The sequence below is a fragment of the Haliscomenobacter sp. genome (assembly GCF_033763495.1).
Lineage (GTDB): Bacteria > Bacteroidota > Bacteroidia > Chitinophagales > Saprospiraceae > Haliscomenobacter.
In genome coordinates this window covers 1-15876 of sequence record NZ_JANRKL010000177.1, presented here as the reverse complement: position 1 = coordinate 15876, position 15876 = coordinate 1, and the positions used below count along the sequence as shown (strand labels likewise).

Genomic DNA, 15876 nt, shown 5'->3' with positions numbered 1-15876 from the left:
ATTTTGAAGGCAATAATTTAATTGTTGGGGCGCGGGCGAGGGGTGGTAACTTCAGCTCGGGTCCCTGGGTTGTTATTGGTATTTGGACTGGGATTTGGAGCTGGCCCAGCTGGATTGAGAGGGCGGATTTTAGTGTATTCCTCCACATCGTTGCGCTTGGCCCAGGCTTCGTAATCAGCTATCAGCGCCCTTACTACTTCAGGGTTAGTTTTCGCCAAATCAGTAGTCTCTCCACGGTCTGTTTCAATGTCATAAAGTTGCCATTCACCATTGCGAGCAGCCGTTTGATTGTACAACGAGACAAGCTTCCATTTGCCTTTACGCACCGCACGATTGCCTGCTCGCTCCCAAAAAATTGGCTCGGAGCGCACAATGTCGCTGCCTTCAAACAAGAGATTTTTCAAACTCACCCCGGGTAAAGCATTGGTCTGCACGCCACGATAAGTGTTTGGATAGTTTACGCCAGCAAGGTCATAAAAAGTAGGCGCCAAATCAATCAAATGCCCGGTTCCTTTGGCAATCGTTCCGGCTTTGATCTTTTTAGGAAACCACGCGATGAAGGGTGAACTGATGCCGCCCTCATGTGAAGTAGCTTTGTAATTGCGGAAAGGGGTATTGGACACATAAGCCCAGTTTTGCTCCTGGTAGTCGTATGAGCCTGCCGAACCAATTGGCCCTGAGCTGCGCTGGCGGCGGCGACCCAGTGGGTTTAGTCCACCTTGCGCGCCATTGTCAGAGATCAAAACGATCAGGGTATTGTCGTCTTTTTTGAGTTTTTTCAACTCTTCTAGTACCCGACCTACACTTTGATCCACGTGGTCGACCATGGCGGCATACACTTCCATTTTGCGTTGCCACAACTCCTTTTCGTCATAAGTCAGGCTCTCCCAGGCCACTACTTCCGGGTCGCGCTCGGCCACTTTTTGCCGGGGATCGGCAATGCCCAAGGCCAATTGACGGCGGTAGCGTTGTGCGCGTAGTGAATCCCAACCGATTTTATATTTCCCCTTGTACTTCGCAATGTCTTCCGCGGGAGCCTGTAGCGGCCAGTGCGGTGCATTGAAGGCCAGGTAAAGGAAAAAAGGTTTGTCTTTGGATTCGTTGATGTACGAAAGGGCGTGATTGGTGATCTCGTCGGTTAAGTACTTACCGGGAGCGAGATTGATGCGCTGGTTGTTTTCGACCAATTCCACTGGTGGGGCCTTTTCTGGATAAGGACTGATGTCGTAATAATTGCTGGCCCCGCCGATGAAACCGTAAAATTTATTGAATCCCCGTTGATTGGGCCAATATAGGCTGTCATTCCCCACGTGCCATTTGCCCGTCAGGTAGGTGTTGTAGCCGCCTTGTTGCAGCACTTCACCAAAGGTGAGCGACTCGGGGTTCAACCAACCCTGGTAAGCAGGTAACCCCAAATTGACGTTGAAATAACCCAATCCGGCCTTGTGGGGATACTGCCCAGTGATGAGCGAAGCCCGGGTAGGCGCACAGATGGAGTTGTTGTAAAACTCCTTGAGGCGCAACCCACCGTAGGCTAATTTGTCGATGTTGGGGGTTTGGATTTCGGAGCCGTAAGCGCCAAAATCGGAGTACCCCAGGTCGTCGACCATGATGAGGATGATGTTGGGTTTACTGGGGGTAGGGGCGGGTATTGTCTTGCCCTTTTTTTGTGCCGAGGCACTCAATGCCAGAGATAAGGCAAAGACAAAAAGTATAGGTCTCATGTCTATGATTTTTAAAGATGAAAGAGGAGGCTGCTCAGGACAAATGCACTAAATTGGTTCTGTTTTAGCTGGTACAAGTCTCCAGACTTGTACCAACATTTTCGCGTCTCTGACGCACGAGCAACGCGAAAAAATTGGGTAAACACACGTCAGAGACGTGTTAATACTGGTACAAGTCTGGAGACTTGTACCAGCGCCAGCACCTAAAATTAGAACTGATCGACCCCGGGCTATGCGAGGTGTCTACCAACCCGGATTCTGCTCCAATTTTGGATTCAAATCAATCTCCCGTTGTGGAATCGGATAGAGGTAATGCTTCTCCTGGACATTGGTTTTGCCCACGGCCTTCAAGTTCTGGACAAGCCGCCCAGTACGCACCAGATCGAACCAGCGTTGGTGCTCGTACACAAATTCCAGGCGGCGCTCATGATAGACTGCTTCCCTGAATTCGCTTTGCGATAAGTTGCTCAAGGGTTGCAAACCTGCCCGGGTGCGCACTCGGTTCAATGCAGTATATGCATCGGCAGTAGGCCCCGATTTTTCATTGAGTGCTTCAGCGTATTCCAGCAGCACATCCGCAAAACGAATGATCGGGAAATTGATGCCCGAATCACCTGTATTGGGATTCACCGATGGATCGTAATACTTGCGGAAGTGGGGGGTGAAAGTGTAAGTCTTGCCGTTTGAACCCACCTGGGAAGTGAAAAAAGTCACATCGCGACGTTTGTCTTCAGCCGTGTAAAGTGGGTACAATTGGGTGGTTGGAATGTCCGCATCCCCACCATCGATGCCAGGAATCCCGGTGGGTGTGCCCCGACTACCAAGGGAGTTGCCCCGCCCGTTGGTATTGCTTTTGAATTGAGCTGAAAAAATATGCTCCTTGCCATTGTTATTGGCCTTGTTGAACACGTCGGCAAAATTGGCAAAAAGGTCATAACCATAAGGCCCATTGATGACTTCAGCGGCTTTGCTAATGGCGTTGTCCCAATCCTTGCGGGTCAGGTAAACACGCAGCAGCAGTGACTTGGCAGCTCCAGCGGTGACACGTCCCAGGTCACTTTTGGCATAACTGGCGGGCAAGGCCTCGGCGTCTTTCAAATCGGCGATGATTTGGCGGTACACCTCATCAGCAGTGGCACGAACAACCTGAACTTTGTCTTTACTCAAATCAGTTGGCTCTTGCAAGATGAGGGGCACGCCCCCGTAGAGGCGCACCAGGTTGAAATAATACAGAGCACGCAAAAATTTAGCTTCATTCACCAATCTTGTCCTCAGCGTAGCATCAAAGTCGATGCCAGGAACCTTCTCAATGGCAATGTTGGCGCGGTTGATCGCCGCGTAGTGCTGCCGCCAAATTTCGTCAACTCGGTCGTTGGTTGTAGCGTGTGAGAGCACCGCAAAAGCACGTACGTTGGCGTTGCGGGCGCGAGGGCCGGGTAATGCTTCGTCGGAAGCGATGTCCATGCCAATTTGGAATAGACTGTTGTATATGGTTTGACCACTGCCATTGAGCGGCTGGTATACCGCATTGACGGCAGCAATGGCATCCGATTGGGTTTGGTAAAACTGGTCACTGGTCAAAAATGCCTCGGGATTTTCTTCCAGGCTGGTGCAGGTTTGTAAACCCAGGAGTATGATGGATGCGAAAGTGAAACGCAATAACTTGTTCATTGTGTGGATGTTTTTTACTGAAAAAATGAAAGAGGGTACACACCATTGGACATTTTGCTCGGAGGACATCAATTGCCACGTGCTTTAGCGCGTGGATTGGATTTTCCCATTTGATCGGGCTTTAGCCCAAGCCATAATTTTCAAGCTGGGGCTAAAGCCCAAATCTGTGGAGTTCCTAAGCCCCCAGGCTGAAGCCTGGGGCAATTGATGTCCTCCGAGCAAGAGTGTGAGGAGGGTGTTTAAAACCCAATGTTCAAACCAAACTGGTACGACTTGGCAATCGGATACGACCCATAATCAATCCCTTGTTGGAGGGTCGACTGCTCGTTACGGCTCACATCGGGATCATAACCAGTGTACTTGCTGATGGTCAATGGGTTATTGGCCAGCACGTAGAGGCGCAGATTTTTAATTGCCTTCAACTTGCCTTTGGGGAAAGTGTAGCCAAAAGTCAAGGTACGCAGGCGCAGGTAAGACGCATCTTCCACATACCGGCTGGTCGTCACGGGCGCAGGGTCTTCTTTGGCCCTTTGTACGGTGTTGGAAGGATTCGTTGGCGTCCAACGATCCAGGGCTGAGCTAGCTGCGTTTTGTTGCCCGGAGAGCAACTCTAGTTGTTGGCGGTTTTGGTTAAAAATTTGGTTGCCGTAAGAGGCATAGAAGAAAATGGAGAGGTCAAAACCCTTGTATTCGAAGTTGTTGGTCAGGCCAGCCAAAAACTTGGGCTGGGCGTATCCAATGATGGTACGGTCGTCGGCCTGGGTGATTTTGCCATCGCCATTGATGTCGGTGTAGAGGCGGTCACCAGGTTTGGTCGTTGCAGGGTCAATCACCGGTATTTTCTCAACATCCTGGCCGGACTGTAACAAGCCCGCGGATTGGAAGCCAAAAAATGCGCCTAAGGGCTGACCAACCTGGGCAATATTGGGATCGGAAATCAGGTATTGGACCCCATCGCCCAGGCTCAGGATTTTATTGCGGTTGATGGAAAAAAGGATGTTGCTGGTCCATTGAAATTTACCCCGAGTGTTTTGGGTATTCAGCGCCAGTTCAAATCCCTGGTTTTCTACCGTGCCGTAATTTTGCAGGGAAGTCGTGTAGCCAGTGGTATAGGGCACGGGGACAGTCAACAATAGGGCACTGGTCTCCTTGCGGTATGCATCAAAAGTCAAACTGATGCGGTCGTTGAACAAACCGAGGTCAAAACCAAAGTCGATTTGGGTGGTTTTTTCCCAGCTCAAGTTGGGATTGGCGATGCGGGTTGGGGCAAAGCCTACTGCCAATTGTTCACCAAAAAGATAGGCATTGTTGGACAGGGTCGCCAGGGATTGGAATTGCCCAATTTCCTGATTGCCCGTTATGCCAGCGGAAAGGCGCAGTTTGAGGTTGTTGACAAAAGTCCATTTTTCCAAAAAGGACTCATTGCTCAGGTTCCAGGCCAAAGCTGCCGAGGGGAAATAACCCCATTTGTTGTTTTTGCCAAAACGAGAAGAGCCATCCGCACGAGAAGTAAGGGTCAGGTAGTACTTGCGGTCAAAATTGTAGTTGATGCGCCCCAGGAAAGATTGCAAGGTCCAGGCTGAAGCTGAAGAGCCAGGCAATACATTGAGTGAACCACTGGAGATGTTGTTGTAGGTCAACAAATCGGACACAAAGCCGCGGGCGTTGGCGATCACACTTTCGTTTTGGTAGCTCTGTTGGGTGTACCCCGCCAAGACGTTAAAGCTGTGCTCCTCTATCGCTTTGGTGTACGACAAGGTATTCTCGTTCAGCCAGGTGCTCACGAATTTTGACCCCACTGAGGCCGAACCACTAGTAGTATATCCTTCAAATAAGCTGGAAGGAATGTAGCGATTTTGTTTGTTGTTGATGATGTCGCCACCGACCAGAACTTTGGCGACCAGGTTTTCCAAAATGGTGTATTCAGCGGAGAAACTCCCCAAGAGGCGGAAGGTCGTAGTTTGGTTGATTTCTTTGTTCAGGGTTGCTATGGGGTTACCCAGGGCTACTTCAAAAGGGCTTTGTAGGGTATAATTTCCGTTGGCATCATAAATTGAAACCGTTGGGGGCAGCAGCAGCAGGGTGCTAACTACCGAGGAATTGGCCTCATTCGCCGAAGTACGGCTAGCCGTCAGGTTGGTACCCACTTTGAACTTTTCGGAAATGCTGCGATCCAAATTCAGCCGCAAGGAATAGCGGTCAAAGTCCGAACCCCGCAAAATGCCATCCTGCTTGAAATAGTTGGCGGATATGGCATAGCGCGTTTTGTCGTCACCACCCGAAAACGTCAATTGATGGTTTTGAATGGGCGCTTTTTTGAAGGCCGCTGCTTGCCAGTCGGTGCCACCTTCCAGGGCAGCAATTTGGGCCTGCGTGTAAAAGGCAGGTTTGCCAGCCGCAATCAAAGCATCGTTTTTGAGCAGCGCCCAATCCCGCGAACTGGTCAACACATCGATCCGTTTGATGAGTTCCTGCTGGCCGTAATACGTTTCGTACGACACGTTGTTTTGCCCCTTTTTGCCTTTTTTAGTAGTGATGATGACTACCCCATTGGCCCCACGTGAACCATAAATGGCGGTGGCCGAAGCGTCTTTCAACACGTCGATGGACTCAATATCGGAAGGATTGAGGCTGGCCAGGGCATTGATGCTGGGGCCACTGGTTACGCCAGCGTTGACGTCGTTGTTGTCATTGTAGACCGGGAAACCATCAATGACGTACAAGGGTTCATTGCCCCCAGTGATCGAGTTGCCGCCACGGATCCGAATACTCACCGCTGCGCCAGGCTGCCCCGAAGCTTGTATAACTTGTACTCCCGAAACGGAGCCTTGCAACAAGCGGTCGAAAGAACTGACGGGTGTTTGTTCAATGATTGATTTGGACACCGAAGCCACAGAGCCAGTCAAGTCAGACTTCTTCTGGGTGCCATAACCGACCACCACAAACTCGTTTAATTGTTTGGCGTCTTCGGCAATGGTGATGCTAATGTTGTTGGTTTCGGCGATGACCTCTTTGGTTTTGTAGCTCAGGTTGCTGACAATCAGGGTGTAAGGGAGGATTTGGCCAGTTTGGAAGTAAAATTTTCCCTCTACATCGGTTACTACTCCGTGGGTAGTCCCTTTGATTTGTACCGTTGCCCCAATGACGGGTTCTTTGGTCTTTTCATCAAGCACCACTCCGTGGAGGGTTGAATTGATGATGGCCGGGTTACTTTGGGCACTGAGTGCAGAAGTGAAAAGCACAAAGCCCAGCCATGCAAGTAATTGTTTTTTCATTACTTTTGCGTAGTTATCGTTAGAAAATGTGGTCAGGAGGATGGCTCGACGTCCAATCTTTGCTCGTCCAAATGACCGATGGTTCTGATGAAAAACTTCAGCCTTGTTACCGCAAGGCTGATTTTATTTTAAGCCCAATCGAGAGTAGTTATTCTCCCAAAGGTTCAGTTGAATAAAAGGATTTGATTGGTTTTATTTAGCTCGTAATTCCCTGTCGCTGATCAACAACAACAAGGTGCAAGACCACTGTGGGTAGGGCTGAGAAATGCTAATTGGTACGGCATTTTGGTTGATTTGTCGCAAAGATAATTAATTTCTTATAAATTCGATCAAAAAAATAGAGTTTTATTTTGCCTTAAATTTTTGCCACATGGGTTTTAATGCCTATTTTTCTGAACAGTAACCTGCTATCAGATTAGTTATCTTCAAATCAAGCTTTATGAAAACGAAACAGCTATGGCTACTCTGCTTATTGTTGGTAGTTGTGACTACCCAGCCAGTCCAAATTCAAGCTCAGCCAGCTAGTGCAGCTCCCGCAGCAGAAAAATTCAAGTCCTGGAAAATTCCCAATGTGAGCAACGGGGCAGAGTGTTATTTTTCGCCCAATGGGAAAACACTGATTTACAACGGCAAGGAGGTCGGAGATTCTACGTTTATGGTGTACACTATAAATGTGGATGGCACAAATCGCAAACGAATCAACGACAAAGGGGCTGACGCCTGTTCCTACTTTCACCCCAAGGGGAAAAGAATCATCTGGACTTCTACCCGGGATCATCTGGACATGCACCCGGGCAATTACTCCGAGGTCAAAGATTATCCTCAAGGCGCAGAATTGTACACCTCGGATTTGGAGGGTAAAAAAGTGAAACGTTTGACCAACAACCAGGTTTATGATGCGGAGGTGACTTATGCACCCGATGGGCACAAAATCCTGTTTGGTCGCCAAATCGATGGCAAAATGGATTTGTGGACGATGAACCCGGATGGCAGCAATCAACAACAGATCACGTTCACCCCCGATTGGCAAGAGGGTGGGGCACTGTATTTGCCCGACAACAAAACCATCATCACCCGGGCCTGGAAAAAATCAGAAGAAGACAACCGGAGTCGTTCCATGCATCTCTTCACCCTTCAGGAAGATGGCAGCGATTTTAAACAAATTACTTTTGAGGAAGGTACGCATTGGGCACCGAGTCCGGCACCCGACGGCATTCATATCTTTTATGTGAAGGTGCTGCCGCCGCACAATTATGACATTTTCCTCCTGAATCTTCAAACCATGCAGGAGCAACAAATTACCAGTAGTCCTTCTTTTGATGGGTTTCCCAGCATATCACCGGATGGGAAGACGCTGGCCTTTTCGTCGAGTAGGGGGAATAAGCCTGGGGACCGATCGTTGTCGCTTTTTCTGATGGATGTGAGTGAGTTGGGTTTGGGAAAAAAGGGGAAGTGAAAAGTAGGTAAAAGAAAAACGGCTTGAAGGAATTCCCCTCAAGCCGTTTTTAATTACTAGCTATTTGTTTTTCTACAAGGAAAAAAAGCAGTTTACACCGCTTGCTTACGCACTCCAGGCGTATAAGGATGAATGAAAACCCGTTGTGCATGATCCCACCACCAATGACCATCCCAGTATTCAGAACTGTGTGCCGCTTCGATATCCTGAGCGTGGCCTACCCGCAGGTAACCCTGGTTGTGCAGTGGATTGAAAGGAACTCCTTCGCGCAGTACTTCCATAAATACCTTGTGAAAGGAACGGTGGAAGAGGGGATGGAATTCGAAGATTTTTAGGGATTTGTTCCAGGAGAAGTCGGCAGTAAGCTGACGACCTTGCCAGCTTTGGCCTGCGCGAGTGCCCGTGATCAGCAGCATCTCACCTTGCAGGATGGGCAGGATGTTTTCTTCAGCGGATGCAGCAGCTGTTGCAGGATCTTGGGTTTGATTTTCCAATACACTACCATCGGCAGCGTACACCGTAATCGGTAGCTGATAACGTTCCTGGGTTTTTGCCCAGGTACTGTAAGTTTCTTTGAAGGGGTAGTTGGGGTTGCTGACCACGACCTTAATGGGCAAGTTGTGAGTGGCAATCCAGTGGGTGATGAGTTGGTCTTCGAGGGTGAAATTGGTCAAAAAAACCACCTTGCCTGCGAATTGCTCGGCAATGAGGCGGAGGTTTTCCAGGGGGTTAGCTTCGCCCTGGGCGTCCAGTTGGTTGGCGATTTGTGCGACTAAAGCTTGGGTCAGCGTGTTCATCTCCTTGTAGTTTTTGATGATTTGTTAGTTGAACGCTACAAAGATAGGGGAATAATTTTAAAAGTCTAGTTTTTCGATAGGATTTTTGAAAAATAAATCGCAACTATTATTTTTCGCACTAATTGAGGAGATATAGCAGTGATGTATGGACTTTAATGGTATTTTTCATTCGAATAAAAAGCCATCTAACCTTGAACATTAAAACCCATCTCAAAAACAGCTCCTCTTACCGCGTCAGTGGCATGCTGCGCATTGTTGGCCCGGACGAGCCTTTCCTTGGCCCGGGGCGGATTGAACTCATGGAACGCATTGCCGCCACTGGCTCGATCAACAAAGCGGCCAAAGAAATGGGCATGTCTTATAAAAAAGCCTGGCTGATGGTACAATCGCTCAATCGGCAGGCTGAGACGCCCTTGATAGTGACCCAAACGGGCGGTGAGCAGGGTGGGGGTGCCCAGCTCAGTGAGACTGCTCAAGCCCTCATTCAAACTTACCGCGAGCTCCACCAACGCTTTGAAGCTTTTTTACAGCAAGAAACCCAAAACCTATTGCGCGAGGAATAACCCTGGATCAACTGAGAAAATAGCATCGGATTGAACTTTTTTTGTTTTTCGTTATTTCTTTAAAAATATAACGCTATTTTAGCTGTGGCTGTAAGCCGGACTCAAATTTGTCTATTGATATTAGGTTATATACGGCAACCGGGGCTTCTTTTCACAATTGGAAAGGAGCCTGCGGTTCTTTTCCAAAAAAAGATGGTACATGAAGCACATTTCCCCCCTTCTGCTATTGTTTTGCCTCTTGGGTATTCCCCTTCGGGCACAAGTTGTCTTAAGGGGCCAGGTACAGGAAGCTCAAAGCAGGCAAGCGCTGGTTGGGGCATCCGTACTGGAAATAGGAAGCATCAACGGCACGGCTACCGACTCCAGTGGGTATTTTGAATTGCCCGTCGTGCAGAATAGCACAAGCTGGGCGCTGGAAATATCGATGGTAGGTTTTCGTAGCCAAACCATTCAGGTCACCCAGCCCAATAAACCCATCAGTGTTCGTCTGGAAGAAGATGTTACTTTTTTGAATACCATTACGGTCGCAGGCTCGAGGATTCGGGAGCGGATCATCAACGTGCCGGTTTCGCTGGAGTTTTTGGATCGGCAATCGCTACAAAATGTAGCTGCTTCCAGTTTTTATGATGCCCTCGAAAACGTGAAGGGTTTACAAATGGCCACGGCAAGTTTGGGCTTCAAGGTGCCCAATACCCGGGGCTTTATGAACACCACCAACGTTCGTTTCATTCAGTTGGTGGATGGGGCCGACAATCAGGCACCGCACATCGGTTCGCCCATTGCCAATGCCCTTGGCCCGACCGAGTTGGACATCAATCGGGTTGAATTGATCCCGGGGGTATCTTCTGCACTCTATGGCATGAATGCCTTGAACGGCATGTTGCAACTGAGCACCAAAAGCCCCTTTGAACATACGGGCCTGAGTCTTTACCAAAGAACCGGACTTACCCACCTGAACAACCCACTTTCTTCAGCGCAGTTGAATACCGAAACCAACTTGCGCTGGGCTCAACGCATCCAAAAACGCTGGGCGTACAAGGTCAATTTTGGCTGTATGAAGGGGCAGGACTGGATTGCCGATGATCAGACTGATTTGGCCACAGGGGTAAATGCCTCCGTCAACCTGCCAGGTGGCCCGACTAGCCCTGCCTTTGATCCTGTAAATGGGTACGGCAATGAACGCTCCAATCGGCGAACGCTGACCCTGGCGGGAAAAAATTATCAGGTGGCTCGTACGGGGTATTACGAACGGGAAGTAACGGACTACTTTGTGCAAAACCTCAAAGGTGATTTCACGCTGGGATTTCGCCCACGGGAAGGTAGTGAGTTGAGCTATACCTATCGCATTGCCGAAATCAACAATGTATACCAAAGGTCTAATCGCTTTAACCTGCGGGACTACCTCTTGCAACAGCACCAAATTCGCTACCGCAGCGGCCAACTGACTACGACTGCTTATGTCACTTTAGAAAATACGGGTAAGTCCTACAATTTGCGCTCAATGGGTGAAAACATGGATCGGCAGTCGAAAACCGACGATCAATGGTTTGCAGCGTACCGTACCCGTTTCCCACAAGCGCTGGCGCAAGACAATGACGTATTGAGGGCACACAATGTCGCCCGGGCTTATGCGGACTCAGGTAGACTGGTGCCGGGCACCCCAGCCTTTGCTACAAAATTGAATCAGCTCGCCGACATCAACAATTGGGACATTGGAGCGGCATTACGCGTAGTGTCCCGATTGTATCACGCCGAGGCACAATACAATTTTAGCCCCTTGGTCAAATCTTTCGACTTGTTGCTCGGTGCGGAAATGCGCCAGTATGAAGTCATTCCCGATGGCAACTACTTCGTAAAACCGGGCGGCGGTGAAGGGAACTTATTGTATGGGAAAATGGGCGGCTTCGTACAAGTGGCGGATCGTTTTTTTGCCAATAAACTGAAAATATCAGCAACCCTGCGCCTCGATAAAAACCAATATTTCAAACCTGTACTCAATCCGCGACTGGCCCTGTTGTACAACCTGAGCCAAAACAACTCCCTGCGGGTATCCTGGCAGGAAGGCTATCGGTTTCCCTCGCTCTTTGAAGGTTTTTCCAACATCAACAGTGGGGGCGTAAAACGGGTGGGCGGTTTGCCCATCATGTCCAAAGGTTTGGGGGTATTTGAAAACTCCTATTTGCGTTCTTCAGCGGATGCCTTTGTGGCGGCAGTCAACAATGATGTAAACCGCAATGGACTAAAACAAAATGAAGCGATCCTCAAAAACCAGGGTTTGCTCAAACGCAACCCCTACACTTACCTCAAACCCGAATACGTGTCTTCGTACGAAATTGGCTACAAAGGCATTTTTGCAGAAGGGAATTTGCTTATTGACGCCGATTTTTATTTCAATGCGTATCAGAATTTCATGGCACAAGTGGAAGTCAATTTGCCCTTGGGCAAAAATGTCGATTCGATTGGATACTATCTATTTAATCGCACTCAAAATGAGCGCTATCGGGTTTGGACCAATTCTACGGCCAAAGTGTTCAACTACGGCGGCTCTTTGGGGATCAAATACCTCAATTTCTTCAAGTCCTTCAACCTCAATGCCAATGTAAGTTATGCCAAGCTCAACCGCAAGGAGGAACAAGACGGTTTGGAAGAATCCTTCAATACACCGGAATGGATGCTGAATGCTTCAGTGAGCAATCCGGCTGTTTTTAAACAATTGGGATTCAACCTGAGCTGGCGTTGGCAATCCTTTTTTTTGTGGCAATCCTTTATCGCCAACGGCAATGTGCCTGCGTACCAGACCCTGGATGGGCACTTGACGTTCAATGTGCCGGACTGGAAAATGAGCATAAAAGTGGGGGGCTCCAATTTGCTGAATCGGTATTACATCCCATTTATTGCTGGGCCGAGTATTGGCGGGCATTATTACCTCAGTTTGAGGTATGGTTTGTGATCATTTAGAAACTGTTTGAGTTTTATGAAAAAAATAAAAACACAAGTCTGGCTTTGGGTGATGATCCTTATGATCCAATTTTTGCCTCGGCACCTCCAAGCCCAAGACCTCGCCGTAGCCGCCGCCGCCAACGTCCGTTTCGCCCTCGAAGACATTGAAAAAGCATTTGAAGCCAAAACCAAACTCAAGGTGGAGATCAACTACAGTTCCTCCGGTAAATTGAGCACCCAAATTACCCAGGGTGCCCCTTTTGATGTGTTTGTATCCGCTGATGAAGAATACCCCCAAAACCTGCAAAAAGCCGGGATGACAGCCAATGCACCTAAGGTGTATGCCCAAGGCACTTTGGTACTGTGGAGCACCCAGCCCGGGCTGGTACTCAAGCCCGATGGTAAAATACTGTTGGATGCTCGGGTGAAAAAAATTGCAGTCGCCAATGCCAGAACGGCCCCCTATGGGCGAGCGGCGGTTGAATGGCTCAAAAAAAAGGGGCTGTACACAAAAGTAGAAAGCAGACTGGTGTACGGCGAAAGCATTGCCCAAACCACCCAATACATCCTGGCCGGCGCTTGTGAAGTGGGCCTAACCGCCAAATCAATGGTCATGACCGAAGAGATGCGCGGCAAGGGCAAATGGGTAGATATTGATCCAAAGCACCATGAGCCGATTCGGCAGGCGGCGGTGATTACCAGTTATGGGCAGAAGCGGCATCCGGAGGCGAGCCGCAGGTTTTTTGATTTTTTGTTTTCGGCTGAGGCCAAAAAGATTTGGAAGGGATATGGGTATCAGTGATTGGTTTTCCGCTGGTACTACATCAGCGTTGCGTTGCTTTTACTACTCAAAGAAAATTTTGAATACGTTGTTAATTGATGTTGGAGAGCAAACCATTTGATTTTTATTTGCCAAATTTCCCCCCATTCCCTACCTTCGCCCCCGATCTACGGTGCCATACCACCCGGCGGGTGGTGCATGGCTTAATAGGGAATCCGGTGCAAGACCGGAGCTGTCCCCGCAACTGTAAGTTTCGATTAGGCTGTGCGCACAGCCTTTTTAGTTGCTGCCCTTTTCTGGCCACTGGAGCAAATCTCAACTCCGGGAAGGCTGGCCGCAATGAAACGAGCCAGGAGACCTGCCGCTGATAATCCTTAGTCGACGCCCGCGGAAGGACGGGTTTGGGCCGAGTGCTTGTCATCTTATTGCTTACGGCTATTTCTAAGCATGCTTCCATCGCGGAACACCTTTAGGGTATGCCACAATTTTTAACCATGTTTAAAGCATTCAACACGCTGGTACTGGCACTAGGTCTGTGTGCAGGTCCGGTATTTCTGTTTTCCCAAAACAACACAACAGCAGATTCCACCAAACAACTCGATCAGGTGGTCATCACCGCCACCAAACACGAGCGCAAACAAAGCCAAACCGGTAAAGTACTCAGCGTGATCAGCACGGAAGTTTTGGAGCGCTCCTCTGGCCAAACCCTGGCAGAATTGCTCAATCGCCAGGTGGGCATCATCATCAACGGCGCTCAAAACAACCTGGGCACCAACCAAAATGTATACATTCGAGGGGCTGGAATCGGTTATACCCTACTTATGCTGGATGGGATACCCCTCAACGATCCATCCAATCTGAACAACAATTTTGACCTGAACCTCATTCCCATCAATCAAATCGAACGCATCGAAATCCTGAAGGGTGGCCAATCCACCTTGTATGGATCGGATGCTCTTGCTGGGGTAATCAACATCATTAGCAAAAAAAGCTTTCAAAAGCCACTGGAGCTGCAAGCTGTGCTCGGAGCAGGCAGTTATGGGACCTGGAAGGGGAATCTAAGTCTGGGTGGGCAAAGTGAAAAAACCAGCTACAGCGCTCAATACAGCCACTTGAACAGCCAGGGTTTTTCTTCCGCGTTTGATGAAAAAGGGCTGGGTGATTTTGACAAGGATGCCTTTGTGGAAAACAACCTCAGCGCTCAACTCAAACAACAGCTTGTACCGGGCCTTTTACTCAAAGGCCTATTCAACTACAATACCTACACAGCCGACATCGACGCGGGTGCTTTTGTGGATGATCGGGATTACATCACCGCAAGCAACAACCTCCTGGGAGGAGCAGGGCTGGTTTTTGACAAACAAAACCTCCGCCTGACCGCAAACTATGTATACAACTCCACGGAGCGGATTTTTGAAGACGATTCCACTTTTGTGCCCACTACTGCCTTCGACAAATTTTCCCGTACTGACTATCAAGGCAAATCCAATTTTTTGGAAGCCTATGGCAACGTTAAGTTTGGGCAAAAAATGGAATTCCTGCTGGGCATCGAAAACCGCAGCCAAAACATGAGTCAGTTGTACCGCTCGATCAGCGATTTTGGAGAATATGTGGACGAATTAAAGGCCGATTTTACCCAATCCAACCTTTTTAGCACCTACGCCTCGTTAAATGTATCTAAACTGGGCATTTTTGGTTTTGAAGTAGGGGGGAGGTTTAACCAGCATTCCGAATTTGGAACCTTCACAACCTACAATGTGAATCCCTACATCCTGATCAAGCAACAATTGAAAGCCTTCATCAACCTGTCGAGCAGTTTTAAAGCGCCTACGCAGTATCAACTGTTCTCGGTTTATGGCAACCAGGAGCTAAAACCGGAAACGGGCATCAACTTTGAAGCAGGAACACAATGGTTTAGCAAGGACCAATCCACCCAATTCCGGGCTGTTTATTTCCAACGTTCTTTGCAAGATGTGATTGTTTTCCGCTCTACCTCAGCACCTCCCTTTGGTCAATACCTCAACTTTAACGAGCAGGACGATGCGGGCCTGGAATTGGAAGGACAAGTGCAATGGAGCAAACTCAAACTGGGCTTCAACTACACCTATCTGGATGGAGAGGTAACCACAAAACTAAATTCTGGTCTGGACACTACCTACTTTAACCTGCTTCGCCGCCCCAAACACGCAATAAACCTGAATGTGGGCTACAGTTTGAGCAAAAAATGGGAAGCCAACCTTTCGGTACGCAGTGTAAGCAAACGCATTGATAATTATTTCAACAGCAGTACGTTCGAATCCGAAGAGGTAGCCTTGGAGCCCTACCTGACTCTGGATTTGTACCAGGAATTCCGCATCAAACCGAACCTGAAAGTCTTTTTGGATTTGCGGAATCTGAGCAATCAAATGGCGCTTGACCTTTACGGGTACAATTCCCGGAGGTTTAATTTTATGCTGGGTTTGCAGGGTAAGTTTTAGGGTAAATCGACTTGAGGTAAGTTGATTATCAAGCAATTGATGATTTTTTTTGAGTGACGAGTACAGAGTACATGAGTAGCGGGGGTTGTATTTGGGGGGGGGGGGCGGGGGGGGGGGGGGGGGGGGTTGGGGGTGGGGGGGGGGGCGCGGGGGTCGGGTCGAGGGGGTGAATGGGGTAGGTGGGAAGGACAA

The 15876-nt window shown here is 48.9% G+C and carries 9 protein-coding genes and 1 riboswitch; of the genes, 5 read left to right on the top strand and 4 right to left on the bottom strand.

Features of this window, described 5'->3' with window-relative positions; translation table 11 throughout:
* Positions 1 to 17 precede the first annotated feature (17 nt).
* The 3 genes from SFV55_RS18895 to SFV55_RS18885 form a co-directional block, all read right to left on the bottom strand.
* Positions 18 to 1724, bottom strand: coding sequence for an arylsulfatase (locus SFV55_RS18895; protein WP_320031100.1), 1707 nt, complete (start codon positions 1722 to 1724; stop codon positions 18 to 20).
* 243 nt (positions 1725 to 1967) lie between these two features.
* Entirely contained in the window at positions 1968 to 3395 is a 1428-nt protein-coding gene (locus SFV55_RS18890) for a RagB/SusD family nutrient uptake outer membrane protein (RefSeq protein ID WP_320031099.1), read from the bottom strand.
* 239 nt (positions 3396 to 3634) lie between these two features.
* Complete coding sequence (locus SFV55_RS18885; protein WP_320031098.1) at positions 3635 to 6670, bottom strand: TonB-dependent receptor; 3036 nt, start codon at positions 6668 to 6670, stop codon at positions 3635 to 3637.
* A 439-nt stretch (positions 6671 to 7109) separates the two neighbouring features.
* Here SFV55_RS18885 and SFV55_RS18880 point away from each other — a divergent pair, with 439 nt between their 5' ends.
* On the top strand, positions 7110 to 8126 hold the full coding sequence (locus SFV55_RS18880; protein WP_320031097.1) for a hypothetical protein: 1017 nt from the start codon (positions 7110 to 7112) through the stop codon (positions 8124 to 8126).
* A gap of 92 nt (positions 8127 to 8218) precedes the next feature.
* On the opposite strand, the gene SFV55_RS18875 is transcribed toward SFV55_RS18880, so the two are convergent.
* The gene (locus tag SFV55_RS18875) at positions 8219 to 8923 is read right to left on the bottom strand and encodes a phosphoadenosine phosphosulfate reductase family protein (RefSeq protein ID WP_320031096.1); all 705 of its coding nucleotides are present in this window, start codon (positions 8921 to 8923) and stop codon (positions 8219 to 8221) included.
* Positions 8924 to 9114: 191 nt separating this feature from the next.
* Between SFV55_RS18875 and SFV55_RS18870 the strand changes: the two genes are divergently transcribed.
* The 4 genes from SFV55_RS18870 to SFV55_RS18855 all read left to right on the top strand — a co-directional run bounded on the left by SFV55_RS18870 (position 9115) and on the right by SFV55_RS18855 (position 15684).
* Positions 9115 to 9486: a winged helix-turn-helix domain-containing protein gene (locus SFV55_RS18870; protein WP_320031095.1), complete on the top strand. Its 372-nt coding sequence runs from the start codon at positions 9115 to 9117 to the stop codon at positions 9484 to 9486.
* A gap of 199 nt (positions 9487 to 9685) precedes the next feature.
* A complete protein-coding gene (locus tag SFV55_RS18865; protein ID WP_320031094.1) occupies positions 9686 to 12436 on the top strand; it encodes a TonB-dependent receptor in 2751 nt (916 codons plus the stop codon).
* Between the two features lie 24 nt (positions 12437 to 12460).
* On the top strand, positions 12461 to 13228 hold the full coding sequence (modA, locus tag SFV55_RS18860; RefSeq protein WP_320031093.1) for a molybdate ABC transporter substrate-binding protein: 768 nt from the start codon (positions 12461 to 12463) through the stop codon (positions 13226 to 13228).
* Positions 13229 to 13360: 132 nt separating this feature from the next.
* Positions 13361 to 13588: riboswitch (cobalamin riboswitch) on the top strand.
* Positions 13589 to 13701: 113 nt separating this feature from the next.
* Complete coding sequence (locus tag SFV55_RS18855; RefSeq protein ID WP_320031092.1) at positions 13702 to 15684, top strand: TonB-dependent receptor plug domain-containing protein; 1983 nt, start codon at positions 13702 to 13704, stop codon at positions 15682 to 15684.
* The last annotated feature ends 192 nt before the right edge of the window (positions 15685 to 15876 follow it).

What these genes read in the sequence shown, in the direction of transcription:
- SFV55_RS18895 (WP_320031100.1), bottom strand. Translation starts at nt 1,724, where the DNA reads ATGAGACCTATACTTTTTGTCTTTGCCTTATCTCTGGCATTGAGTGCC.
- SFV55_RS18890 (WP_320031099.1), bottom strand. Translation starts at nt 3,395, where the DNA reads ATGAACAAGTTATTGCGTTTCACTTTCGCATCCATCATACTCCTGGGT.
- SFV55_RS18885 (WP_320031098.1), bottom strand. Translation starts at nt 6,670, where the DNA reads ATGAAAAAACAATTACTTGCATGGCTGGGCTTTGTGCTTTTCACTTCT.
- SFV55_RS18880 (WP_320031097.1), top strand. Translation starts at nt 7,110, where the DNA reads ATGAAAACGAAACAGCTATGGCTACTCTGCTTATTGTTGGTAGTTGTG.
- SFV55_RS18875 (WP_320031096.1), bottom strand. Translation starts at nt 8,923, where the DNA reads ATGAACACGCTGACCCAAGCTTTAGTCGCACAAATCGCCAACCAACTG.
- SFV55_RS18865 (WP_320031094.1), top strand. Translation starts at nt 9,686, where the DNA reads ATGAAGCACATTTCCCCCCTTCTGCTATTGTTTTGCCTCTTGGGTATT.
- modA (WP_320031093.1), top strand. Translation starts at nt 12,461, where the DNA reads ATGAAAAAAATAAAAACACAAGTCTGGCTTTGGGTGATGATCCTTATG.
- SFV55_RS18855 (WP_320031092.1), top strand. Translation starts at nt 13,702, where the DNA reads ATGTTTAAAGCATTCAACACGCTGGTACTGGCACTAGGTCTGTGTGCA.